General features: G+C 68.1%; 31 protein-coding genes. 30 read left to right on the top strand and 1 reads right to left on the bottom strand.

Annotated features, from left to right (window positions below):
* Window positions 1–32: 32 nt before the first annotated feature.
* From rplC to rplQ, 30 genes are all read left to right on the top strand, one after another.
* A complete protein-coding gene (rplC, locus tag IY392_RS07600) occupies window positions 33–698 on the top strand; it encodes a 50S ribosomal protein L3 (protein WP_107757061.1) in 666 nt (221 codons plus the stop codon).
* Complete coding sequence (gene rplD, locus IY392_RS07595) at window positions 695–1,393, top strand: 50S ribosomal protein L4 (protein ID WP_107757060.1); 699 nt, start codon at window positions 695–697, stop codon at window positions 1,391–1,393. The genes rplC and rplD overlap by 4 nt, the downstream gene beginning before the upstream one ends.
* Window positions 1,390–1,692 (top strand): 50S ribosomal protein L23, encoded by a 303-nt coding sequence (gene rplW / locus IY392_RS07590; protein ID WP_095717595.1) that lies wholly within the window; start codon window positions 1,390–1,392, stop codon window positions 1,690–1,692. Before rplD ends, rplW begins: the two co-directional genes overlap by 4 nt.
* A 31-nt stretch (window positions 1,693–1,723) precedes the next feature.
* Window positions 1,724–2,560 carry a 50S ribosomal protein L2 gene (gene rplB, locus IY392_RS07585; protein ID WP_107757059.1) on the top strand — a complete coding sequence of 279 codons (837 nt, stop codon included), beginning with the start codon at window positions 1,724–1,726 and terminating at the stop codon, window positions 2,558–2,560.
* A 14-nt stretch (window positions 2,561–2,574) separates the two neighbouring features.
* Window positions 2,575–2,856 (top strand): 30S ribosomal protein S19, encoded by a 282-nt coding sequence (rpsS, locus tag IY392_RS07580; RefSeq protein ID WP_017838195.1) that lies wholly within the window; start codon window positions 2,575–2,577, stop codon window positions 2,854–2,856.
* The gene (gene rplV, locus IY392_RS07575; RefSeq protein WP_194860889.1) at window positions 2,853–3,293 is read left to right on the top strand and encodes a 50S ribosomal protein L22; all 441 of its coding nucleotides are present in this window, start codon (window positions 2,853–2,855) and stop codon (window positions 3,291–3,293) included. The genes rpsS and rplV overlap by 4 nt, the downstream gene beginning before the upstream one ends.
* Window positions 3,294–4,127 carry a 30S ribosomal protein S3 gene (gene rpsC / locus IY392_RS07570; protein ID WP_017838197.1) on the top strand — a complete coding sequence of 278 codons (834 nt, stop codon included), beginning with the start codon at window positions 3,294–3,296 and terminating at the stop codon, window positions 4,125–4,127.
* A 3-nt stretch (window positions 4,128–4,130) separates the two neighbouring features.
* Window positions 4,131–4,547, top strand: a complete 417-nt coding sequence (gene rplP / locus IY392_RS07565; protein ID WP_017838198.1) for a 50S ribosomal protein L16 — start codon at window positions 4,131–4,133, stop codon at window positions 4,545–4,547.
* Window positions 4,547–4,777 (top strand): 50S ribosomal protein L29, encoded by a 231-nt coding sequence (gene rpmC, locus IY392_RS07560; RefSeq protein ID WP_017838199.1) that lies wholly within the window; start codon window positions 4,547–4,549, stop codon window positions 4,775–4,777. The genes rplP and rpmC overlap by 1 nt, the downstream gene beginning before the upstream one ends.
* Before the next feature lie 17 nt (window positions 4,778–4,794).
* Window positions 4,795–5,070 carry a 30S ribosomal protein S17 gene (rpsQ, locus tag IY392_RS07555; RefSeq protein ID WP_095717594.1) on the top strand — a complete coding sequence of 92 codons (276 nt, stop codon included), beginning with the start codon at window positions 4,795–4,797 and terminating at the stop codon, window positions 5,068–5,070.
* A 299-nt stretch (window positions 5,071–5,369) separates the two neighbouring features.
* Complete coding sequence (locus IY392_RS07550; RefSeq protein ID WP_194860888.1) at window positions 5,370–6,668, top strand: alpha/beta hydrolase family protein; 1,299 nt, start codon at window positions 5,370–5,372, stop codon at window positions 6,666–6,668.
* 146 nt (window positions 6,669–6,814) lie between these two features.
* Window positions 6,815–7,183, top strand: coding sequence for a 50S ribosomal protein L14 (rplN, locus tag IY392_RS07545; protein ID WP_095717592.1), 369 nt, complete (start codon window positions 6,815–6,817; stop codon window positions 7,181–7,183).
* A gap of 1 nt (window position 7,184) precedes the next feature.
* Window positions 7,185–7,499, top strand: a complete 315-nt coding sequence (rplX, locus tag IY392_RS07540; protein ID WP_017838203.1) for a 50S ribosomal protein L24 — start codon at window positions 7,185–7,187, stop codon at window positions 7,497–7,499.
* A 2-nt stretch (window positions 7,500–7,501) separates the two neighbouring features.
* On the top strand, window positions 7,502–8,074 hold the full coding sequence (rplE, locus tag IY392_RS07535; protein WP_107757056.1) for a 50S ribosomal protein L5: 573 nt from the start codon (window positions 7,502–7,504) through the stop codon (window positions 8,072–8,074).
* 272 nt (window positions 8,075–8,346) lie between these two features.
* Complete coding sequence (gene rpsH, locus IY392_RS07530) at window positions 8,347–8,745, top strand: 30S ribosomal protein S8 (RefSeq protein WP_107757055.1); 399 nt, start codon at window positions 8,347–8,349, stop codon at window positions 8,743–8,745.
* Window positions 8,746–8,755: 10 nt separating this feature from the next.
* Entirely contained in the window at window positions 8,756–9,292 is a 537-nt protein-coding gene (gene rplF, locus IY392_RS07525) for a 50S ribosomal protein L6 (protein WP_107757054.1), read from the top strand.
* Window positions 9,293–9,294: 2 nt separating this feature from the next.
* On the top strand, window positions 9,295–9,690 hold the full coding sequence (rplR, locus tag IY392_RS07520) for a 50S ribosomal protein L18 (RefSeq protein ID WP_107757053.1): 396 nt from the start codon (window positions 9,295–9,297) through the stop codon (window positions 9,688–9,690).
* Window positions 9,691–9,733: 43 nt separating this feature from the next.
* Window positions 9,734–10,399: a 30S ribosomal protein S5 gene (gene rpsE, locus IY392_RS07515; protein ID WP_107757052.1), complete on the top strand. Its 666-nt coding sequence runs from the start codon at window positions 9,734–9,736 to the stop codon at window positions 10,397–10,399.
* A gap of 3 nt (window positions 10,400–10,402) precedes the next feature.
* Entirely contained in the window at window positions 10,403–10,585 is a 183-nt protein-coding gene (gene rpmD / locus IY392_RS07510; RefSeq protein ID WP_017838209.1) for a 50S ribosomal protein L30, read from the top strand.
* 2 nt (window positions 10,586–10,587) lie between these two features.
* Window positions 10,588–11,037, top strand: a complete 450-nt coding sequence (rplO, locus tag IY392_RS07505; RefSeq protein WP_017838210.1) for a 50S ribosomal protein L15 — start codon at window positions 10,588–10,590, stop codon at window positions 11,035–11,037.
* A gap of 205 nt (window positions 11,038–11,242) precedes the next feature.
* Window positions 11,243–12,565 carry a preprotein translocase subunit SecY gene (secY, locus tag IY392_RS07500; RefSeq protein ID WP_107757051.1) on the top strand — a complete coding sequence of 441 codons (1,323 nt, stop codon included), beginning with the start codon at window positions 11,243–11,245 and terminating at the stop codon, window positions 12,563–12,565.
* A gap of 49 nt (window positions 12,566–12,614) precedes the next feature.
* Window positions 12,615–13,160 (top strand): adenylate kinase, encoded by a 546-nt coding sequence (locus IY392_RS07495; protein ID WP_107757050.1) that lies wholly within the window; start codon window positions 12,615–12,617, stop codon window positions 13,158–13,160.
* A 6-nt stretch (window positions 13,161–13,166) separates the two neighbouring features.
* Complete coding sequence (gene map / locus IY392_RS07490; RefSeq protein ID WP_194860887.1) at window positions 13,167–13,970, top strand: type I methionyl aminopeptidase; 804 nt, start codon at window positions 13,167–13,169, stop codon at window positions 13,968–13,970.
* 102 nt (window positions 13,971–14,072) lie between these two features.
* On the top strand, window positions 14,073–15,350 hold the full coding sequence (locus IY392_RS07485; RefSeq protein ID WP_228549149.1) for a lipase family protein: 1,278 nt from the start codon (window positions 14,073–14,075) through the stop codon (window positions 15,348–15,350).
* A 113-nt stretch (window positions 15,351–15,463) separates the two neighbouring features.
* Window positions 15,464–15,685, top strand: a complete 222-nt coding sequence (gene infA / locus IY392_RS07480) for a translation initiation factor IF-1 (RefSeq protein WP_010541191.1) — start codon at window positions 15,464–15,466, stop codon at window positions 15,683–15,685.
* Window positions 15,686–15,853: 168 nt separating this feature from the next.
* A complete protein-coding gene (gene rpsM / locus IY392_RS07475; RefSeq protein ID WP_017838215.1) occupies window positions 15,854–16,222 on the top strand; it encodes a 30S ribosomal protein S13 in 369 nt (122 codons plus the stop codon).
* Entirely contained in the window at window positions 16,222–16,629 is a 408-nt protein-coding gene (gene rpsK / locus IY392_RS07470; RefSeq protein WP_017838216.1) for a 30S ribosomal protein S11, read from the top strand. The genes rpsM and rpsK overlap by 1 nt, the downstream gene beginning before the upstream one ends.
* Before the next feature lie 22 nt (window positions 16,630–16,651).
* A complete protein-coding gene (gene rpsD / locus IY392_RS07465) occupies window positions 16,652–17,257 on the top strand; it encodes a 30S ribosomal protein S4 (RefSeq protein ID WP_107757048.1) in 606 nt (201 codons plus the stop codon).
* A 106-nt stretch (window positions 17,258–17,363) separates the two neighbouring features.
* On the top strand, window positions 17,364–18,398 hold the full coding sequence (locus tag IY392_RS07460; protein ID WP_017838218.1) for a DNA-directed RNA polymerase subunit alpha: 1,035 nt from the start codon (window positions 17,364–17,366) through the stop codon (window positions 18,396–18,398).
* A 34-nt stretch (window positions 18,399–18,432) separates the two neighbouring features.
* Window positions 18,433–19,029 carry a 50S ribosomal protein L17 gene (gene rplQ, locus IY392_RS07455; protein WP_182627054.1) on the top strand — a complete coding sequence of 199 codons (597 nt, stop codon included), beginning with the start codon at window positions 18,433–18,435 and terminating at the stop codon, window positions 19,027–19,029.
* 127 nt (window positions 19,030–19,156) lie between these two features.
* On the opposite strand, the gene IY392_RS07450 is transcribed toward rplQ, so the two are convergent.
* A partial coding sequence (locus tag IY392_RS07450; protein WP_194860886.1) for an SGNH/GDSL hydrolase family protein occupies window positions 19,157–19,950 on the bottom strand: 794 nt, incomplete at its 5' end.

The raw sequence follows: 19,950 nt of genomic DNA, 5'->3' as shown, positions 1-19,950 counted from the left end.
AGCAAGCAACGTGCAGCGGAGACAGTGAACAGATGAGTACAACCGAGATCAAGGGAATCCTGGGCGCGAAGCTCGGCATGACCCAGGTCTTCGACGAGAACAACCGGGTCGTCCCGGTTACCGTCATCAAGGCCGGGCCGTGTGTCGTCACCGGGATCCGTACAGAGCAGACCGACGGCTACAACGCCGTCCAGATCGCCTTCGGCGCGATCGACCCCCGTAAGGTCACCAAGCCCGTGTCGGGTCAGTTCGCCAAGGCGGGTGTGACCCCGCGTCGCCACGTCGCGGAGATCCGACTCGACAACGCCGAGCAGGCGGCCGGCTACGAGCTGGGCCAGGAGCTCGGCGCGGACGTGTTCTCCGACGGCGCCTTCGTCGACGTCACCGGCACCTCCAAGGGCAAGGGATTCGCCGGCACGATGAAGCGTCACGGCTTCGCGGGCCAGGGTGCCTCGCACGGTACCCAGGCCGTGCACCGTCGGCCCGGTTCCATCGGCGGCGCATCGACCCCGGGCCGGGTGTTCCGGGGCAAGAAGATGGCCGGACGCATGGGCAACGAGCGCGTGACCACGATGAACCTCAAGGTCCACAAGGTCGACGCCGAGGCCGGCGTCCTCCTGATCAAGGGAGCCATCCCGGGTCGCAACGGCGGCCTCGTGATGGTCCGTTCCGCAGTGAAGGGCGGTGCGCGCGCATGACCACGACGGAGAACCCCGTGAATCTCAAGCTGGACGTCCGTACCCCGGCCGGTTCGGCCGACGGGTCGGTCGAGCTCCCCGCCGCGATCTTCGGCGTCGAGCCCAACCTGTCCCTGATGCACCAGGTCGTCGTGGCGCAGCTCGCCGCGGCGCGGCAGGGCACCCACTCGACCAAGACCCGCGGCGAGGTCCGTGGCGGTGGCCGCAAGCCGTTCCGCCAGAAGGGCACCGGCCGTGCGCGCCAGGGTTCGACCCGCGCCCCGGCCTACACCGGCGGTGGCACGGTCCACGGCCCCAAGCCGCGTGACTACTCGCAGCGCACGCCCAAGAAGATGAAGGCCGCCGCCCTCCGCGGGGCCCTGTCCGACCGGGCCGCGAACGATCGCATCCACGTGGTCACCGAGGTCGTCGAGGGCCAGACCCCGTCGACGGCGGGCGTGCGGGACTTCCTCGCGAGCCTGTCGGACCGCAAGAAGTTCCTGCTCGTGGTGGGCCGCGAGGACATCGCGGCGTGGCGTTCGGTGGGCAACCTGGACAACGTCCATCCCATCGCCCCGGATCAGCTGAACACCTACGACGTGCTGAATGCAGACGACGTCGTGTTCACGGTCGAGGCTCTGGACGCGTTCGTCTCGCAGGCCAGCAAGCGTGCCGCAGGCACGGAGAACACCGCCGCGAAGGAGGCCGACAAGTGAGCACCGTCGCCGATCCCCGGGACGTGATCATCGCCCCGGTCGTCTCCGAGAAGGCCTACGGCCTGCTCGAGCAGGGCGTGTACACGTTCCTGGTCGCCCCGGACGCCAACAAGACGCAGATCAAGATCGCCCTCCAGGAGATCTTCGGCGTCACCGTTGAGTCCGTCAACACCGCCAACCGTCAGGGCAAGCGCAAGCGCACCCGCACCGGGTTCGGACAGCGCAAGAGCACCAAGCGCGCCATCGTGACCCTCGCGGCCGACAGCAAGCCCATCGAGATCCCGGGTCTGACCGCCTGACGGCGGGACGAGTTAAGGACGAGAGAACCTCATGGCTATCCGCAAGTACAAGCCCACGACGCCCGGCCGTCGCGGCTCGAGCGTCTCGGACTTCGCCGAGATCACGCGCTCGACGCCCGAGAAGTCGCTGCTTCGCCCACTACACAAGACCGGTGGCCGTAACGGCCACGGTCGCATCACCACCCGCCACAAGGGCGGTGGACACAAGCGCCAGTACCGCGTCATCGACTTCCGTCGCAATGACAAGGACGGCGTCGACGCCACCGTCGCGCACATCGAGTACGACCCCAACCGGACCGCCAACATCGCCCTCCTGCACTACGCGGACGGCGAGAAGCGGTACATCCTCGCCCCGCGCAATCTCAAGCAGGGCATGAAGGTCGAGTCGGGTGTCGGTTCCGACATCAAGGTCGGCAACAACCTGCCGCTGCGCAACATCCCCGCCGGTACCGTCGTGCACGCCGTGGAGCTCCGCCCCGGCGGCGGCGCCAAGATGGCCCGCGCCGCGGGTGCCGGGATCCAGCTGCTCGGCAAGGAGGGCGCGTACGCCTCCCTCCGGATGCCGTCCGGTGAGATCCGCCGGGTCGACGTCCGCTGCCGCGCGACGATCGGCGAGGTGGGCAACGCCGAGCAGGGGAACATCAACTGGGGCAAAGCCGGCCGCATGCGGTGGAAAGGCGTCCGCCCGACCGTCCGTGGCGTCGTGATGAACCCTGTCGACCACCCGCACGGTGGTGGCGAGGGCAAGACGTCCGGTGGACGTCACCCCGTCAGCCCGTGGGGCCAGCCCGAGGGCCGGACCCGCAAGCCCAACAAGGCGAGCGACAAGATGATTGTCCGCCGCCGTCGCACCGGTAAGAAGCGCTAAGGAGGGAAACTAGGATGCCTCGTAGTCTCAAGAAGGGTCCGTTCGTCGACGAACACCTCCTCGCGAAGGTGGACGCGCAGAACGACAAGGGTACCCATCAGGTCATCAAGACCTGGTCGCGTCGCTCGACGATCCTGCCCGATTTCATCGGCCACACGTTCGCCGTCCACGACGGCCGCAAGCATGTGCCCGTGTTCGTGTCCGATTCCATGGTGGGTCACAAGCTCGGCGAGTTCGCGCCGACGCGCACGTTCAAGGGGCACATCAAGGACGATCGGAAGAGTAAGCGTCGATGAGCACTGATACCAGCAAGACCGCCGAAGGCACGGCGCAGGAGGAGCAGCAGCTCACCGCCCGGGCCACCGCCAAGTTCGTCCGCGTCACGCCCATGAAGGCGCGTCGCGTGATCGACCTGATCCGGGGCAAGGACGCCTCCGACGCGCTGGACATCCTGCGGTTCGCCCCGCAGTCCGCCAGCGAGCCGGTCGGCAAGGTCCTCGCGTCCGCCATGGCGAACGCCGAGAACAACCTCGACCTGGATCCCCGGACCCTCGTCGTGTCGGCCGCGTTCGCCGACGAGGGCCCGACCCTGAAGCGGTTCCGTCCGCGTGCCCAGGGTCGTGCGTTCCGCGTGCGTAAGCGCACGAGCCACATCACCGTCGAGGTGACCAGCGTGCCCGAGAAGGCCGGTTCCGCCGGCCGGGGTCGTCGTAACCAGGGAGGTGCCCGCTAAATGGGACAGAAGATCCAGCCGCACGGCTTCCGTCTCGGCATCACCTCGGACTGGACGTCCAAGTGGTACGCCGACAAGCAGTACGCGGACTACGTCGCCGAGGACATCAAGATCCGTCAGCTCCTGTCCAAGGGCATGGAGCGGGCCGGCATCTCGGGCGTGGACATCTCCCGCACCCGTGACCGGGTCAACGTGGACATCCACACCGCCCGCCCGGGCATCGTGATCGGTCGCCGGGGTGCCGAGGCCGACCGTCTCCGTGGCGAGCTCGAGAAGCTCACCGCGAAGCAGGTCCACCTCAACATCCTCGAGATCAAGAACACCGAGGCCGACGCCCAGCTCGTGGCGCAGGGGATCGCGGAGCAGCTGTCCAACCGCGTGGCGTTCCGTCGCGCGATGCGCAAGGGCATCCAGTCCGCGATGCGTCAGCCCCAGGTCAAGGGCATCAAGGTGGTCTGTTCGGGCCGTCTCGGCGGTGCCGAGATGTCGCGTTCGGAGCGCTACCACGAGGGTCGCGTCCCGCTCCACACCCTGCGTGCCGAGATCGACTACGGCACCTACGAGGCCAAGACCACCTTCGGTCGTATCGGCGTCAAGGTGTGGATCTACAAGGGTGACGTCGTCGGCGGGCGTCGCGAGTCCGACCAGTACGCCCAGTCCAGCAACCGCGGCGGAGCCGACCGGGGACCCCGCCGTGAGCGTGGCGCGGGCCGGCCGCGTCGTTCCGGCGCCCAGGGGACCACCGCCACCAGCACCGAGACCGGCCGCGCCGGTTCCGGTTCGGCTGCCGAGGCACCCGCCCAGGCTCCGCAGAATCAGACCAGGGAGGCGTGAGAAGTGCTCATCCCCAAGCGCGTCAAGCACCGCAAGCAGCACCACCCCGGCCGCAGTGGCGGGGCCAAGGGCGGCACCAAGGTGACGTTCGGTGAGTACGGCATCCAGGCCCTCGAGCCCGCGTACGTCACCAACCGTCAGATCGAGTCCGCTCGTATCGCGATCAACCGCCACATCAAGCGTGGCGGCAAGGTGTGGATCAACATCTACCCCGATCGTCCGCTGACCAAGAAGCCCGCCGAGGTCCGCATGGGTTCCGGTAAGGGATCCGTCGAGTGGTGGGTGGCCAACGTCAAGCCGGGACGCATCCTGTTCGAGATGTCGTACCCCAACGAGGAGACCGCACGCGAGGCACTGCGCCGCGCGCAGCACAAGCTCCCGTGCAAGACCCGTATCGTGACCCGGGAGGAGCAGTTCTGATGGCTAGTGGAACCACCGCCCCCGAGTTGCGCGAACTCGACGCCGATGCGCTCACCGCGCGTCTCCGTGAGGCCAAGGAGGAGCTGTTCAACCTGCGCTTCCAGATGGCCACGGGTCAGCTGACCAACAACCGTCGCCTGCGGGTCGTCCGTCACGACATCGCACGCATCTACACCGTCATCCGCGAGCGCGAGCTCGGGCTGTCGGCGGCGCCGGGTGATGCCAAGTGAGTGACAAGGAAGCAGCCGTGACTGAGGCCAGCGAGAACATCGAGCGCAACAGCCGCAAGGTGCGCATCGGGTACGTCGTGTCCGACAAGATGGACAAGACCATCGTCGTCGAGCTCGAGGACCGCGTGAAGCACGCGCTCTACGGCAAGATCATGCGCCGTACCGAGCGGGTGAAGGCTCACGACGAGACCAACGACGCCGGAGTCGGCGACCGCGTGCGGATCATGGAGACCCGCCCGCTGTCCGCCACCAAGCGGTACCGCCTCGTCGAGGTCCTGGAGCGCGCGAAGTAAGAGAGTCGCTCCACTCTCACCGCCGGCCCGGCCCCGAGACCTCGGGGCCGGGCCGGCGGCGTACGGGGATGTAACAAAATCCTAGTCTTGATACGACAAGTCAGTATTGTGTCATCGGCTACCGAGCCGGAGTTCACCCTGCGGCCCGGGGCGTCAGTTCCCGTGGGCCGCGTCGCGCACGAGGACGGGATCGGGAAATGACGAGAAGGCCGGATATCCATCGGGACGGACGCCGCACAGCGGGACGCGGGGGAGCGCGCCGACGCACCCCCGGCGCACTCCGGGCGACGACCGTCGCCGTGTCGGCACTGCTGATCGGGGCCGGCGCGGGTGCGGGGACGGCGGGGGCGCAGAGCCTCGATCCCGGATCCCTGGTGCCGAGCGTCGCACCGGGCAGCCTGCTCGGGGTCCCGTCACTGAGCGTCGCCGCCCTCACGCAGTTGGGCGCCCCCATCCCGCTGACGTCCGTGCTCGGTTCGGTCGCCGCGGCCGGGTCCGGTGACTTCCCCCGCCCGGGCAGCTCCCAATCGCCCTCGGGGCCCGTCTCCACGCGCGACGGTTCGATCACGCAGACGACGGTGCGCGACATCGCCCCGCTGTTCCCGGGGTCGCTGAACCCCGTCGACCGCCGGGCGGAGGTCTGGACCGTCACATCGGCATCGATGCAGCGGACCGTCCGGGTCGAGGTGTACCGGGCGCCGGACGGCGTGGACGCCCCCAACGTGTATTTCCTCGACGGCGTGGGAAGCGAATCCCCGTCGGGGTGGAGCACCGGCATGGGCTGGGGCGACCCGGCCCTGCGCGACCGCGCGGTCAACGTGATCGCCCCGACGGGTGCTCCCGCCTCGATGTGGTCCGACTGGCAGTCCGACGACCCGGTCCTGGGGCCGAACATGTGGGAGACCTTCCTGATCGACGAGCTGCCCCCGTTGCTGGAGGCCGGTCTGCCCGGCGCGGCCGCGCCTCTCGCGCACAACGGCAGCTGGGGCGTGATGGGGTTGTCGATGGGCGCGTCCGCCGCCGTCCATCTGGCCAACACGAACCCCGGCATGTTCGACGCCGTCGCCGGGGTCAGCGGGGCCTATTCCACGACCGACGAACTCGGGTACCAGTACGCACGGTTGACCGTGGCCGCGCGGAACGGCGACGTCACCAACATGTGGGGCCCGCGGGGCTCCCAGGCGTGGCGGGACCACGACACGGTGTCCGACCCGTCCGGCCTCGCCGGCAAGACCGTGTACCTCAGCGCCGCCACGGGTCGGGTGGGCTCGGCCGAGCTGGGTCATTTCGGCAGCAACGAGATGATCCTCGTGGACGGGCACATCCTGGAGAAGGGCTCCTACGAGAGCACCAGGCGGCTCGAGTCCGAACTCGCGGGGGTCCCGGGGGTCGATCTGCGGATGAACTACATGCCGACCGGCATCCACAACTGGCCCGTCTTCGTGACCCAGATGCTGCCGGGGATGGATCACATCCTGTCGGGTCTGGCGCCGGCGGTCCCGAGCGCCCGGCCGGCGTCCGGGGGAGTGGATCCCGGTTCCGCCGGCTCGGCGGGGTCGCTGGGGTCGACCGGATCGGCCGGCTCCCTCGGCGGCTGACGCCGATTTGGGGCCCGGCCACCGGGAGCCCTACACTGGAACAGTTGCCCGTGGTGGCCGAGTCGAGAGATCCGGCCGGGGCGACATGACCGCGTGTGTCGGGTCGGAATCCGGCACACATCTGAACAAGCCTGGTCAGGAGAACCATGATCCAGCAGGAGTCGCGACTCAAGATCGCCGACAACACGGGTGCCAAGGAGATTCTCTGCATCCGCGTTCTCGGTGGATCCAAGCGTCGCTATGCCGGCGTGGGCGACATCATCGTCGCCACCGTCAAGGACGCCATCCCCGGTGGCAACGTCAAGAAGGGTGAGGTCGTCAAGGCCGTCATCGTGCGCACCGCCAAGGAGCGCCGTCGCCCGGACGGGTCGTACATCAAGTTCGACGAGAACGCCGCCGTCATCATCAAGAACGACAACGACCCGCGCGGGACCCGCATCTTCGGGCCCGTCGGTCGTGAACTGCGCGACAAGAAGTTCATGCGCATCGTCTCGCTGGCTCCGGAGGTGCTCTGACATGAAGGTCCACAAGGGCGACACGGTGCTCGTCATCGCCGGCAAGGACAAGGGCGCCAAGGGCAAGGTCATCCAGGCCTACCCGGCGCAGGAGAAGGTCCTCGTCGAGGGCGTGAACCGCATCAAGAAGCACACCGCCAACTCGGCTGCCGAGCGTGGTGCCTCCTCCGGTGGCATCGTCACGCAGGAGGCCCCGATCCACGTGTCCAACGTGATGGTCGTGGACGCCGACGGCACCCCGTCGCGCGTCGGAATCCGCACCGACGAGAACGGTAAGCGCGTCCGGGTCTCGCGCAAGACCGGGAAGGACCTGTGACCATGACCGACACCGCACTTCCCACCGCGTACACCCCGCGCCTCAAGGCCCGGTACAGCTCCGAGATCAGGCCGGCGCTGAACGAGACGTTCGAGTACGCGAACGTCATGCAGATCCCCGGCGTCGTCAAGGTCGTCGTCAACATGGGCGTCGGCGACGCCGCCCGTGACGCCAAGCTGATCAACGGCGCCATCAACGACCTCACGCTCATCACCGGCCAGAAGCCGCAGGTCCGTCGGGCCCGCAAGTCCATCGCGCAGTTCAAGCTCCGCGAGGGCATGCCCATCGGCGCCCGTGTGACGCTCCGCGGTGACCGCATGTGGGAGTTCCTCGATCGCCTGACGACGATCGCCCTCCCGCGTATCCGCGACTTCCGCGGCCTGTCGGGCAAGCAGTTCGACGGTCACGGGAACTACACCTTCGGCCTCAACGAGCAGACCATGTTCTACGAGATCGACGTGGACAAGGTCGACCGCCCCCGGGGCATGGACATCACGGTGGTCACCACCGCGACGAACGACGAAGAAGGTCGGGCGCTGCTCAAGCACCTCGGCTTCCCCTTCAAGGAGGACTGACCCCCTCCTCGGGCCGGACCGGCCGTCCGCGTCGGGGCACCGCATCCAGCGGATCCCCGGCGGCGGGCAGACGGCCCAGCCGTCGGGTCGTGAATGACGAGAAGAGCGTCACGCACGGCGGGTTCCGCACCAGATCGGCGACGATCGGCGGCACCCACACAACCGAACATTCGAACTCTTCGTGATAGGCCCACGACGGACGCGGCCGGCCCACAGGTCGGCGCGGACCGTGCTGCATGGGAACCGTGACGAGAAAGGAACATGGTAAATCCATGTCGATGACCGACCCCATCGCGGACATGCTGACGCGTGTGCGTAACGCCAACTCGGCGTTCCACGACACCGTCTCCATGCCGCATTCCAAGCTCAAGGGCAACATCGCGGCGATCCTCAAGCAAGAGGGTTACATCAGCGACTACACCGTCGAGGACGCCGAGGTGGGCAAGAAGCTCACCATCGACCTCAAGTACGGCCCGTCGCGCCAGCGCAGCCTCCAGGGCATCAAGCGAGTCTCCAAGCCGGGTCTCCGCGTGTACGCCAAGTCCACCGGCCTGCCCAAGGTCCTCGGCGGCCTCGGTATCGCGATCATCTCGACCTCCCAGGGTCTGCTCACGGACCGTCAGGCGAACAACAAGAAGGTGGGCGGGGAAGTCCTCGCCTACGTCTGGTAAGGGGCGAGATATGTCACGTATCGGCAAGGCTCCGATCACCGTTCCGTCCGGAGTCGACATCAAGGTCGACGGCCAGACGATCACCGTCAAGGGTCCCAAGGGTGAGCTCACCCAGGACCTGCCCGCACCGATCACGGTGACGGTCGAGGAGGGCACCCTCACGGTGAACCGTCCCGACGACCACCGCGACAACCGCTCCCTGCACGGTCTCTCCCGTTCCCTGGTCAACAACATGGTCGTGGGAGTCACCGAGGGGTACGTGCAGAAGATGGAGATCTTCGGCGTGGGCTACCGCGTCGTGGCCAAGGGCCAGGACCTCGAGTTCGCCCTCGGCTACTCGCACCCCGTGCCGATCGCGGCACCCGACGGCATCACCTTCGCCGTCGAGGGGGCCACGAAGTTCTCGATCTCCGGGATCGACAAGCAGCAGGTGGGCCAGATCGCCGCCAACATCAAGCGTCTGCGGAAGCACGACCCGTACAAGGGCAAGGGCATCCGTTACGAGGGCGAGCAGGTCCGTCGCAAGGTCGGAAAGACGGGTAAGTGACCATGAGCAGCACACAGAAGCGTTCCCCGCTGGGTACCGATGTCTCGACGGCGCGTCGAGTCAGCCGCGCCCGGCGCCACTACCGCCTCCGCAAGAAGGTCGCCGGCACCCCCCAGCGTCCGCGGCTGGTCGTCAACCGGTCCTCGCGTCACATCCACGCCCAGATCATCGACGACCAGGCCGGCCACACGCTGGCCGCGGCGTCGACGATCGAGGCCGAGGTGCGCACTCTCGAGGGCGACAAGAAGGACCGCAGCGCCAAGGTCGGCCAGCTCCTGGCCGAGCGCGCCAAGGCAGCCGGCATCGACGCCGTCGTGTTCGACCGTGGTGGCAACAAGTACCACGGCCGGATCGCGTCGTTGGCCGACGCCGCCCGCGAGGGTGGGCTGGAGTTCTGATGACCAACACCACTGCACTGACCTTTAACGGAAGGACCGTCTGATGCCGGGACGTCAGCGTCGTGACGGCGGCACCGGGCCCGCCGCGGACAACAAGACCACCACCACCAACGACAACGCCCAGGCCGGCCGCAGCGGCGGCGGGGGCCGCGGCCGTGGCGGAAACGATCGTCGCGGGGGCCGCGACGACGAGAAGTCACAGTTCATCGAGCGCGTCGTGACCATCAACCGCGTGTCCAAGGTCGTCAAGGGCGGTCGGCGGTTCAGCTTCACCGCCCTCGTGATCCTGGGCGACGGCAACGGCATGGTCGGCGTCGGGTACGGCAAGGCCAAGGAGGTGCCGGCGGCGATCCAGAAGGGGTCGGAGGAGGCACGGAAGAACTTCTTCCGCGTCCCGCTCATCGGCTCCACCATCCCGCACCCGATCCAGGGTGAGGCCGCTGCGGGCGTCGTCATGCTCCGCCCGGCCTCTCCGGGTACCGGTGTGATCGCCGGCGGCGCCGCGCGCGCCGTCCTCGAGTGCGCCGGCGTGCACGACATCCTGTGCAAGTCGCTGGGGTCGGACAACGCCATCAACGTCGTTCACGCGACGGTGGCAGCGCTCAAGGGTCTGCATCGTCCCGAGGAGGTCGCGGCCCGCCGCGGCCTGCCCATCGAGGACGTCGCTCCCGCGGGCATGCTCCGCGCACGTGCCGGACAGGGGGCGTAGATCATGGCCAACCTCAAGATCACCCAGGTCCGCGGCACGGTCGGGACCAAGCAGAACCAGAAGGACTCCCTGCGGACGTTGGGACTCAAGGGCATCCGGAAGACGGTCGTCCGTGAGGACAACGCCCAGACACGGGGTCTCATCAACGTCGTGAACCACCTCGTCGTGGTCGAAGAGACGGAGTGAGCATGACCATCAAGTTGCACCACCTGCGCCCGGCACCCGGCGCCCACACCGACAAGACCCGCGTGGGTCGTGGTGAGGGCGGTAAGGGCGGCAAGACCGCCGGTCGCGGTACCAAGGGCACCAAGGCACGCAAGAACGTCCCCGCGGCGTTCGAGGGTGGCCAGATGCCGATCCACATGCGGCTCCCGAAGCTCAAGGGCTTCAAGAACCGCAACAAGGTCGTCTTCCAGGTCGTCAACGTGTCCGACATCCAGCGGTTGTTCCCCTCCGGTGGGCAGGTCGGCGTGGCCGAGCTCGTCGCCGCAGGCGCCGTCCGCAAGAACCAGCCGGTCAAGGTCCTGGGCGACGGGGACATCTCCGTGGCCGTGACCGTGGCCGCCGACAAGGTCTCCGCGTCGGCGAAGTCCAAGATCGAGGCCGCCGGCGGAAGCGTGTCGGAGGCCGGGGCCTGAGTCCCCGACGGTCCCCGTGAGGGGACCGGCTGACGGGTGCAGGGGTCGGGTCCGAGAGTCTCGGATCCGGCCCCTGCACTCATCTTGATACAGTTTTTCTTGTTGTGCGTTCGGGGCCCGGCTCACTGCCGCCGGTCTGACCTCCCCGACGCATCGGCATTCGACGAAGGTGGCGGCCACGGGCCGTCCATGACCAGGAGGACATGTGCTCTCCGCACTCGCGTCCGCGATCAAGGACCGGGACCTGAGGAAGAAGATCCTCTTCACCCTCGGGATCATCATCCTCTACCGCATCGGCGCGCAGATCCCGTCGCCCGGTGTCGACTACCCCAAGCTCCGGGGCCTGCTCGACACCGCCCTGACCGGAGACAACGCGCAGTTGTACTCCCTGGTCAACCTGTTCTCCGGCGGGGCGCTCCTGCAGCTGTCCGTGTTCGCGATCGGCATCATGCCGTACATCACGGCGAGCATCATCGTGCAGCTGCTCACCGTGGTGATCCCCTACTTCGAGCAGCTCAAGAAGGAGGGGCAGTCCGGTCAGGCCAAGATGACGCAGTACACGCGGTATCTCACCATCGCGCTCGCCCTTCTGCAGTCCGCGGGCATCGTGGCCCTGGCCGACCGGGGGCAGCTGCTGGGCAACGGGGAGTCGGTCCTCATGGACAACGACATCCTGACGCTCGTCACCATCGTCATCGTGATGACAGCCGGCGCCGCTCTCGTCATGTGGTTCGGTGAGCTCATCACCGACCGCGGGGTCGGCAACGGCATGTCGCTCCTGATCTTCGCCGGCATCGCCTCGAGGATCCCCGCCGAGGGCGTCAACATCTACCAGAACTCCTCGACGCTCAAGTTCACGGCGGTCATGTTCGCGGTGGTCCTGATCGTGGTCGCGGTCGTCTTCGTCGAACAGGGCCAGCGTCGAATCCCGGTCCAGTACGCCAAGCGCATGGTCGGCCGGCGTCAGTACGGGGGCACCTCCACCTACCTGCCGCTCAAGGTCAACCAGGCCGGCGTCATCCCGGTGATCTTCGCGTCCTCGATGATGTACGTGCCGATCCTCATCACCCAGTTGATCCAGGGTCCCGAGCCGGCGGCGGACGGCTTCTGGCAGCGCTACGTCATGCAGTACCTGCAGAACCCGTCCAGCTGGGGCTATATCCTGCTGTACTTCGCGTTGATCATCTTCTTCGCGTACTTCTACGTGGCCATCCAGTTCGACCCGATGGAGCAGGCCGAGAACATGAAGAAATACGGCGGGTTCATCCCGGGCATCCGCCCGGGGCGCCCGACGGCCGAGTACCTCGGCTACGTGCTCAACCGGATCCTGCTGTTCGGATCGCTGTATCTCGGGTTGATCGCCGTGCTGCCCAACATCTTCCTCGACATGGGCAGTGGGGGTGGTGACATGCAGAACATGCCGTTCGGTGGCACCGCTGTGCTCATCATGGTGTCCGTGGGTCTCGACACCGTGAAGCAGATCGAGGCGCAGCTCATGCAGCGCAACTACGAGGGCTTCCTCAAGTAGGCGTTCGCGACCCCGAGCACATCACACTGTAGAAAGGCTGGTCCTCACCATGCGTCTCGTCCTCCTCGGCCCTCCCGGTGCCGGCAAGGGAACCCAGGCGGCCCTGCTCTCCGAGAAGCTCGGCGTGCCGCACATCTCCACGGGTGATCTCTTCCGCGCCAACATCTCGCAGGGGACGGACCTCGGCATGGAGGCCAAGTCCTACATCGACGCCGGGAACCTCGTTCCCGCGGACGTCACCAACCGGATGGTCGAGGCCCGTATCGCCGAGCCCGACGCCACGGAGGGCTTCCTGCTCGACGGGTACCCCCGCAGCGTGGAGCAGGCGGACGCGCTCAAGGAGATGCTCGCCGCGGCGGGTCAGGAGCTCGACGCCGTGATCGAGTTCAAGGTCGACGAGGACACCGTGGTCGCGCGGATGCTGGCCCGTGGCCGCGAGGACGACACCGAGGACGTGATCCGCAACCGCATGGCGGTGTACCGCTCCGAGACCGCACCCCTTCTCGAGTACTACGGCGCGGACGTCACCACCGTCGACGCGGTGGGCGAGGTGGACGAGATCAACGCGCGCGCCCTGGCCGCGCTGGATCGCTGATCCGACGTGTTCGGCCGGTCGCGCACCAGCGTCGTCACCGCGCGTACCCCCGGTGAGCTGGACGCGATGGAGGTGGCCGGCCGGATCGTCGGTCGCGCGCTCGTGGCCGCCCGCGACGCCGCGGTGCCCGGCGCGACCACAGCGGATCTCGACGAGCTCGTCGACCAACTGATCCGGGACGCCGGCGCGGTGCCCTCGTTCAAGGGGTACGAGGGCTTCCCCGGCTCGATCTGTTCCTCGGTCAACGAGGTGGTCGTGCACGGTATCCCGGGATCGGCCACCGTGCTCCGCGAGGGTGACCTGGTCTCGGTCGACTGCGGCGCCATCCTCGACGGGTGGCACGGGGACTCCGCCTGGACCTTCGGCGTCGGCGAGCTGGACCCCGATGTCGCCCTCCTCAACCAGGCGACCCGCGAGGTCCTCGAGGAGGGCATCCTGGCGATGTCGCCGGGAAACCGGCTGACCGACGTCTCCCATGCCCTCGAGCTCGCCACCCGCCGCGCGGAACAGCGCCACGGCGTCGCCCTCGGCATCGTCGACGGGTTCGGTGGGCACGGGATCGGGCGTGAGATGCACGAGTGGCCCTTCCTCGCCAACGAGGGAAAGCCGGGCAAGGGGCCGAGGCTCCAGGAGGGGTCGGTCCTGGCCGTCGAACCGATGTTGGTTCTCGGTGGGGAAACCGACACCCGGACCCTGGCGGACGACTGGACCGTCGTCACGGTCGACGGCTCGCCGTCGTCGCACTGGGAGCACACGGTCGCCGTCACCGCCCACGGCCCACGGGTGCTCACCCCCCGCCCCCGAGACTGAGTCCGGTACGGACCGGGCGGCGCCCGGGGGAGCCGTGCCGGTGGCAGACGGGTCCGGGTTAGGGTGTTCCCACTGTCGACCACCGGCCCGAAAGGTCAGGGCATGCCCGTTCACCCACACGTGCGCCGAACCACCACCTCGACGCGCGCGGCGATCGCGGCCACCCTCGCGGTGCTCGTGATCCTGGCCCAGCTCACGGGACCAGCCCCCTCGGCGGGGGCCCAGTCGGTCATGGAGGGCGGAACGGGATCCCTCATGGAGGACCCGCAGCCGGCGCCGTTCTATCACGCCGACCCCGCGGTGCTCGCCGGAGCGGCACTCGGTGAGGTGATCAACACCCGCGTCGTGACCATGCCGGCGTTCGCCGGGTACGAGGTGACGGAGATCGCGTACCGGTCGACCGACACCCGGGATCGTCCGATCCTCGCGACGGCGACGGTGGTCCGGCCGCCCCACGCCCGACCCAACGGGCCGGTCCTGAGCTACCAGCACTACCTGAACGCCCTCGGCCAGCGGTGCGCCCCCACGGAGACCCTGGTCAACCCGACCCTGGAGACCGCGCAGGACAACGCGATGGCGTTCCTCCGCGTCCGGCTGGACCAGGGGTGGACGGTGATCATTCCCGACCATCTCGGGCCCAAGGTGGCCTACCCCGGTGGTCAGCTGTCCGCGCGGATCGTGCTGGACGGGATGCGGGCGGTGCGCGACGACCCCCGCTTCGACGCCCGGGACAGCCGGTTCGGCGCGCTGGGGTATTCCGGCGGAGGCATCGCCAGTGCCTGGGTCTCGGTCATGCACCACGACTACGCGCCGGACGTCAACCTCGTGGGCGTCGCGCAGGGCGGTATCCCGACGGACATGACGACGATGGCCCGGATGATCGGCAACGGGCCGCACCCGGCGTTCGGGTTGGCCTTCGCCGCCGCCGTGGGGATGGCCCGGGAATACCCGGAGGACATCCGACTGGAGGACAGACTCACCCCCGAGGGATGGGCGCTGTTCGAGCAGATGAAGGGGCGGTGCACGGCCTCCCTGCTGTTCTTCGGCGCGTTCCGCTCCGTGCCGCTGGTCCTGCAGGGGGGAGACCTGGTCGCCGAGGAGGGCCTGATGCGCGCGTTCGCCGAGAACAGCGTGCGACTGTCGCCGGTCGCCCCCCGCGTGCCGGTGTTCATGTGGCATTCCCGGACCGACCCGCTGGTGCCCTTCTGGGACGCGGAGGAGACCGCTGCGCGCTACTGCCGCGAGGGGACCCCGCTGACCTGGGAGCCGGGCCTGGCGCCCGAGCATCTCCTCGGCGCGGTGGAGAAGCTGCCGGCGGCGATGAACTGGCTGCAGGAACGGTTCGACGGGGTCCCGGCGGGACGCGCCTGCTACGGATGACCGCCGATTGGCACTGCACCGCGCACTGACGTAGGCTTATACGTCGGTGTGCCCACCAGTGCACCAGAATCCGGTAGATGACATCCGGGGAATCGTGGAGGACCGTTACCAGCATGGCAAAGAAAGACGGAGCCATCGAGGTCGAGGGCCGGGTTGTCGAGCCGTTGCCGAACGCAATGTTCCGCGTCGAGCTCGAGAACGGACACAAGGTCCTGGCGCACATCAGCGGGAAGATGCGGCAGCACTACATCCGCATCCTTCCCGAGGACCGCGTGGTCGTCGAGCTGTCGCCGTACGACCTCACCCGCGGTCGGATCGTCTACCGCTACAAGTAAATCGCTCAACTCCCCGTACCAGCCGCTTCCCGCATCGTCGGCGAGGCGGGTACCACACCCCTGGATGCGGAGGCCAGGGCCCCGGACGGATGCTCATCGTGAGATGACCATGCGCCAGCGGGGACGGTCGGGGAGCAGACCTACCGCACGACGAAAGAGAAACGCCACATGGCACGTCTTGCCGGCGTCGATCTCCCACGCGACAAGCGTATGGAGATCGCGCTCACCTACATTTTCGGCATCGGTCGCACGCGGGCCGTCGAGATCCTCGAGCGGACCGGGATCAGCCCGGACCTGCGCACCAAGGATCTCACCGACGAGCAGCTGACCGTCCTTCGTGACGACATCGAAGGCAACTACAAGGTCGAGGGTGACCTCCGCCGTGAGATCCAGGGCGATATCCGCCGGAAGATCGAGATCGGCAGCTACCAGGGCATCCGCCACCGCCGGGGTCTGCCCGTCCGCGGACAGCGCACCAAGACCAACGCCCGGTCCCGTAAGGGCCCGAAGAAGACCGTCGCCGGAAAGAAGAAGTAATGCCCCCCAAGTCACGCGCTGCGGGCCCCAAGAAGACGGGCCGTCGCAGGGAGAAGAAGAACGTCGCTCACGGCCAGGCCCACATCAAGAGCACGTTCAACAACACGATCGTCTCGATCACCGATCCGTCCGGTGCCGTTCTGGCCTGGGCGTCCTCGGGCCACGTCGGGTTCAAGGGCTCGCGCAAGTCGACGCCCTTCGCCGCTCAGCTCGCCGCCGAGAACGCGGCCCGCAAGGCGCAGGAGCACGGCATGAAGAAGGTCGACGTCTTTGTCAAGGGCCCGGGTTCGGGTCGTGAGACCGCGATCCGTTCACTCCAGGCCGCAGGCCTCGAGGTGGGCACGATCTCCGATGTCACCCCCCAGCCCCACAACGGCTGTCGTCCGCCCAAGCGGCGTCGAGTCTGAGCCGGAAGGAACGTAGAGAACCATGGCACGTTACACCGGCCCCGTCACCCGCAAGTCCCGCCGTCTGGGCGTGGACCTCGTCGGTGGGGACACCGCATTCGAACGTCGGCCCTTCCCGCCCGGCCACCACGGCCGCGCGCGGATCAAGGAGTCCGAGTACCGCACGCAGCTGCAGGAGAAGCAGAAGGCCCGCTTCACCTACGGCGTGATGGAGAAGCAGTTCCGTCGCTACTACGAGGAGGCCAACCGCCGCGGCGGTAAGACCGGTGAGAACCTCCTCCAGATCCTCGAGTCGCGTCTGGACAACGTCGTGTACCGCGCGGGTCTCGCGCAGACGCGTCGCCAGGCACGCCAGCTCGTGAACCACGGCCACTTCCGGGTCAACGACCAGAAGGTGACCATCCCGAGCTACCGGGTCTCGCAGTACGACATCATCGACGTCCGTCCCAAGTCCACCAAGATGGACTGGTTCGAGATCGCCCAGGAGAGCCTCGGCGAGCGTCCCGTCCCGGCGTGGCTGCAGGTCGTCCCCACGACGCTCCGCATCCTCGTCCACCAGCTCCCCGAGCGCGCGCAGATCGACGTGCCGCTGCAGGAGCAGTTGATCGTCGAGCTCTACTCGAAGTGATCCGTCCTCCCTCGTCGCCGGGAGGGCCGCACATCGCGGCCCTCCCGGCGACGGTGGGTTACTACGGCGTCAAATAGCGGACGCCGAGAATCGAAAGAGGTAGCACATGCTCATCTCCCAGCGGCCCACACTCACCGAGGAGGTCGTCTCCGAGAACCGCTCGCGGTTCGTGCTCGAGCCCCTCGAGCCCGGTTTCGGCTACACCATCGGGAACTCGCTGCGTCGCACGCTGCTGTCGTCCATCCCGGGCGCGGCCGTGACCAGCATCCGTATCGAGGGTGTCCTGCACGAGTTCACCACCGTGCCGGGCGTCAAGGAGGATGTCACCGACATCATCCTGAACCTCAAGGGCCTCGTCGTCTCGTCCGTCGAGGACGAGCCGGTCACCATGTACCTCAAGAAGCAGGGCCCGGGCGCCGTCACCGCCGGCGACATCGTCCCGCCCGCGGGCGTCGAGGTGCACAACCCGGACCTGCACATCGCCACCCTCAACGAGAAGGGGCGCCTGGAGATCGAGCTGGTCGTCGAGCGCGGTCGCGGGTACGTCCCCGCCGGGCTCAACAAGGACGCGGGACACGAGATCGGCCGTATCCCGGTCGACTCGATCTACTCGCCCGTGCTCAAGGTGACCTACAAGGTCGAGGCCACCCGTGTGCACCAGCGCACGGACTTCGACCGCCTGGTCCTCGACGTCGAGACCAAGAACTCGATCACCGCGCGTGACGCCCTGGCGTCCGCCGGCAAGACCCTGGTCGAGCTCTTCGGCCTGGCGCGGGAGCTCAACGACGAGGCCGAGGGCATCGAGATCGGGCCCAGCCCGGCCGAGGCCGATCACATCGCCGCCTACGGCATGCCGATCGACGACCTGGACCTGTCCGTCCGGTCCTACAACTGCCTCAAGCGAGAGGGAGTCCACACCGTGGGCGAGCTCGTGGCGCGCAGTGAGTCCGACCTGCTCGACATCCGCAACTTCGGTCAGAAGTCGATCGACGAGGTCAAGGTCAAGCTCGTGGAGCTCGGCCTGTCGCTCAAGGATGCGCCCCCCGGGTTCGATCCCGCCTCGGTCGCCGGTTATGACGCCGAGACCGGCACGTGGACCGACGAGGGTGGCGAGGATTACGCCGAGACCGAGCAGCTCTGACGAGCTCTCAGCACACCATTCCTAGGAGAATCTGATGCCCAAGCCCAAGAAGGGCGCCCGCCTCGGCGGATCCGCTTCCCACCAGCGGCTCATCCTCTCGAACCTGGCCACCCAGCTGTTCGAGCACGATGCGATCCGCACCACGGAGACCAAGGCGAAGCTGCTTCGTCCGTACGCGGAGAAGCTCATCACCAAGGCCCGTCGTGGCACGCTGGCCGACCGTCGTGAGGCCGCCAAGGTCATCCGCGACAAGGACGTCCTGCACAAGCTGTTCGCCGAGATCGGCCCCCGGGTCGCGAACCGCGACGGCGGCTACACCCGGATCGTCAAGCTCGAGAACCGCAAGGGCGACAACGCGCCCATGGCGATGATCGCGCTCGTCACCGAGGAGCTCGCCTCCGCCGAGGCCTCCCGTGCCACCCGTGCCGCCGCCTCCAAGAAGGCCGCGGCTCCGGCGGAGCCCGCCGAGGAGACCACGGACGAGGTGACCGCCGAGGCCGAGGCCAACAGCCCGATCGCCGATCAGGTCGAGGCCGCGGACGACGCCGACGTGGACACCGCCGAGGAGACTGCCGACGCCGTGTCCGAGGACACGACCCACGCCACCAGCGAGGACACCGACAAGGCCTGAGTCATCGAGGGCCGATCCGTCCCGGATCCGGTGTGAGGGGCCCCGCCCGCCGCGTCATGCGGAGGGCGGGGCCCCTCGTCGTCCAGAGCCCCGTCGTTCAGAGTCCCGTCGTTGAGGGCCCCGTCGCTCACAGCACCGCGCCGACGGCCTCCGCCATCGCCACGTGCCCCGCCTGCGTCGGGTGCATGGGATGCGACCGGGTCTCCTGCCCGGTGAAGTCGGTGTACCGCTCCGTGGCGGGCGCGCACGCGCTCCGTTCGGCGGCGTCCTCGGGCAGCACCACGTCCGCGCCCGCCCGATCGGCGGCGTCCGCCACGATCATGTTGATCCGCTCGGTCACGTGGCGTGTCCACGTGACGTCCCCGGGGCTCATCCCGGAGACGAACTCGCACCCGCCGTCGTCGGGGACCAGCGGCAGGTAGGCGGTGGTGACGACCCGCGCGTCGGGGGAGCGGTCGCGGATCCCTTCGTACACCCGGTCCAGCCGGTCGCCGAGCGCGTCGAGTTGATCGGTCACCGTGGACTCGAGCCGGTCGCGGCACGGCGCCCCGGTCTCCGCCCGTGGGGTCTGGACGATGCAGCCCACCATCGCGCCGAATTCGATGTCGTTCCCGCCGATCGACAGCGTGACCAGGTCCGTGTCGGGGGTCAGTGCGTCGAACTGGGGAGGCGTCTCAGGGATCTGCGGTTCGGTCATGTCGGTCGTCTCTGCGCCACCACACGTCACGTCGACGAGTTCTCCCACGTTCTGGCGCTCGGCGAGGAGAGACGCGTAGTTCGCGGTGGACCGCAGGCACCGGTCGGGCCCGCTGGTGGGGGCGTCCGTGGCGCCGAGGGCGGCGAACGAGTCGCCCAGGGCCACGTAGCGGGCGTAGGTCGGGCCGGCGTCGGGGTCGAGTTCGGTGACGGCCGTTGGTGGAC

The sequence above is a fragment of the Dietzia sp. SYD-A1 genome (assembly GCF_015356725.1).
GTDB lineage: Bacteria > Actinomycetota > Actinomycetes > Mycobacteriales > Mycobacteriaceae > Dietzia.
Note: the sequence above shows the minus strand (reverse complement) of the source record. Positions and strands in the feature narration are given on the sequence as shown.

Coding starts and splice junctions, on each gene's coding strand:
- rplC (WP_107757061.1), top strand. CDS start 33: ATGAGTACAACCGAGATCAAGGGAATCCTGGGCGCGAAGCTCGGCATG.
- rplD (WP_107757060.1), top strand. CDS start 695: ATGACCACGACGGAGAACCCCGTGAATCTCAAGCTGGACGTCCGTACC.
- rplB (WP_107757059.1), top strand. CDS start 1,724: ATGGCTATCCGCAAGTACAAGCCCACGACGCCCGGCCGTCGCGGCTCG.
- rpsS (WP_017838195.1), top strand. CDS start 2,575: ATGCCTCGTAGTCTCAAGAAGGGTCCGTTCGTCGACGAACACCTCCTC.
- rplV (WP_194860889.1), top strand. CDS start 2,853: ATGAGCACTGATACCAGCAAGACCGCCGAAGGCACGGCGCAGGAGGAG.
- rpsC (WP_017838197.1), top strand. CDS start 3,294: ATGGGACAGAAGATCCAGCCGCACGGCTTCCGTCTCGGCATCACCTCG.
- rpmC (WP_017838199.1), top strand. CDS start 4,547: ATGGCTAGTGGAACCACCGCCCCCGAGTTGCGCGAACTCGACGCCGAT.
- rplN (WP_095717592.1), top strand. CDS start 6,815: ATGATCCAGCAGGAGTCGCGACTCAAGATCGCCGACAACACGGGTGCC.
- rplX (WP_017838203.1), top strand. CDS start 7,185: ATGAAGGTCCACAAGGGCGACACGGTGCTCGTCATCGCCGGCAAGGAC.
- rplE (WP_107757056.1), top strand. CDS start 7,502: ATGACCGACACCGCACTTCCCACCGCGTACACCCCGCGCCTCAAGGCC.
- rpsH (WP_107757055.1), top strand. CDS start 8,347: ATGTCGATGACCGACCCCATCGCGGACATGCTGACGCGTGTGCGTAAC.
- rplF (WP_107757054.1), top strand. CDS start 8,756: ATGTCACGTATCGGCAAGGCTCCGATCACCGTTCCGTCCGGAGTCGAC.
- rplR (WP_107757053.1), top strand. CDS start 9,295: ATGAGCAGCACACAGAAGCGTTCCCCGCTGGGTACCGATGTCTCGACG.
- rpsE (WP_107757052.1), top strand. CDS start 9,734: ATGCCGGGACGTCAGCGTCGTGACGGCGGCACCGGGCCCGCCGCGGAC.
- rpmD (WP_017838209.1), top strand. CDS start 10,403: ATGGCCAACCTCAAGATCACCCAGGTCCGCGGCACGGTCGGGACCAAG.
- rplO (WP_017838210.1), top strand. CDS start 10,588: ATGACCATCAAGTTGCACCACCTGCGCCCGGCACCCGGCGCCCACACC.
- IY392_RS07495 (WP_107757050.1), top strand. CDS start 12,615: ATGCGTCTCGTCCTCCTCGGCCCTCCCGGTGCCGGCAAGGGAACCCAG.
- IY392_RS07485 (WP_228549149.1), top strand. CDS start 14,073: ATGCCCGTTCACCCACACGTGCGCCGAACCACCACCTCGACGCGCGCG.
- infA (WP_010541191.1), top strand. CDS start 15,464: ATGGCAAAGAAAGACGGAGCCATCGAGGTCGAGGGCCGGGTTGTCGAG.
- rpsM (WP_017838215.1), top strand. CDS start 15,854: ATGGCACGTCTTGCCGGCGTCGATCTCCCACGCGACAAGCGTATGGAG.
- rpsK (WP_017838216.1), top strand. CDS start 16,222: ATGCCCCCCAAGTCACGCGCTGCGGGCCCCAAGAAGACGGGCCGTCGC.
- rpsD (WP_107757048.1), top strand. CDS start 16,652: ATGGCACGTTACACCGGCCCCGTCACCCGCAAGTCCCGCCGTCTGGGC.
- IY392_RS07460 (WP_017838218.1), top strand. CDS start 17,364: ATGCTCATCTCCCAGCGGCCCACACTCACCGAGGAGGTCGTCTCCGAG.
- rplQ (WP_182627054.1), top strand. CDS start 18,433: ATGCCCAAGCCCAAGAAGGGCGCCCGCCTCGGCGGATCCGCTTCCCAC.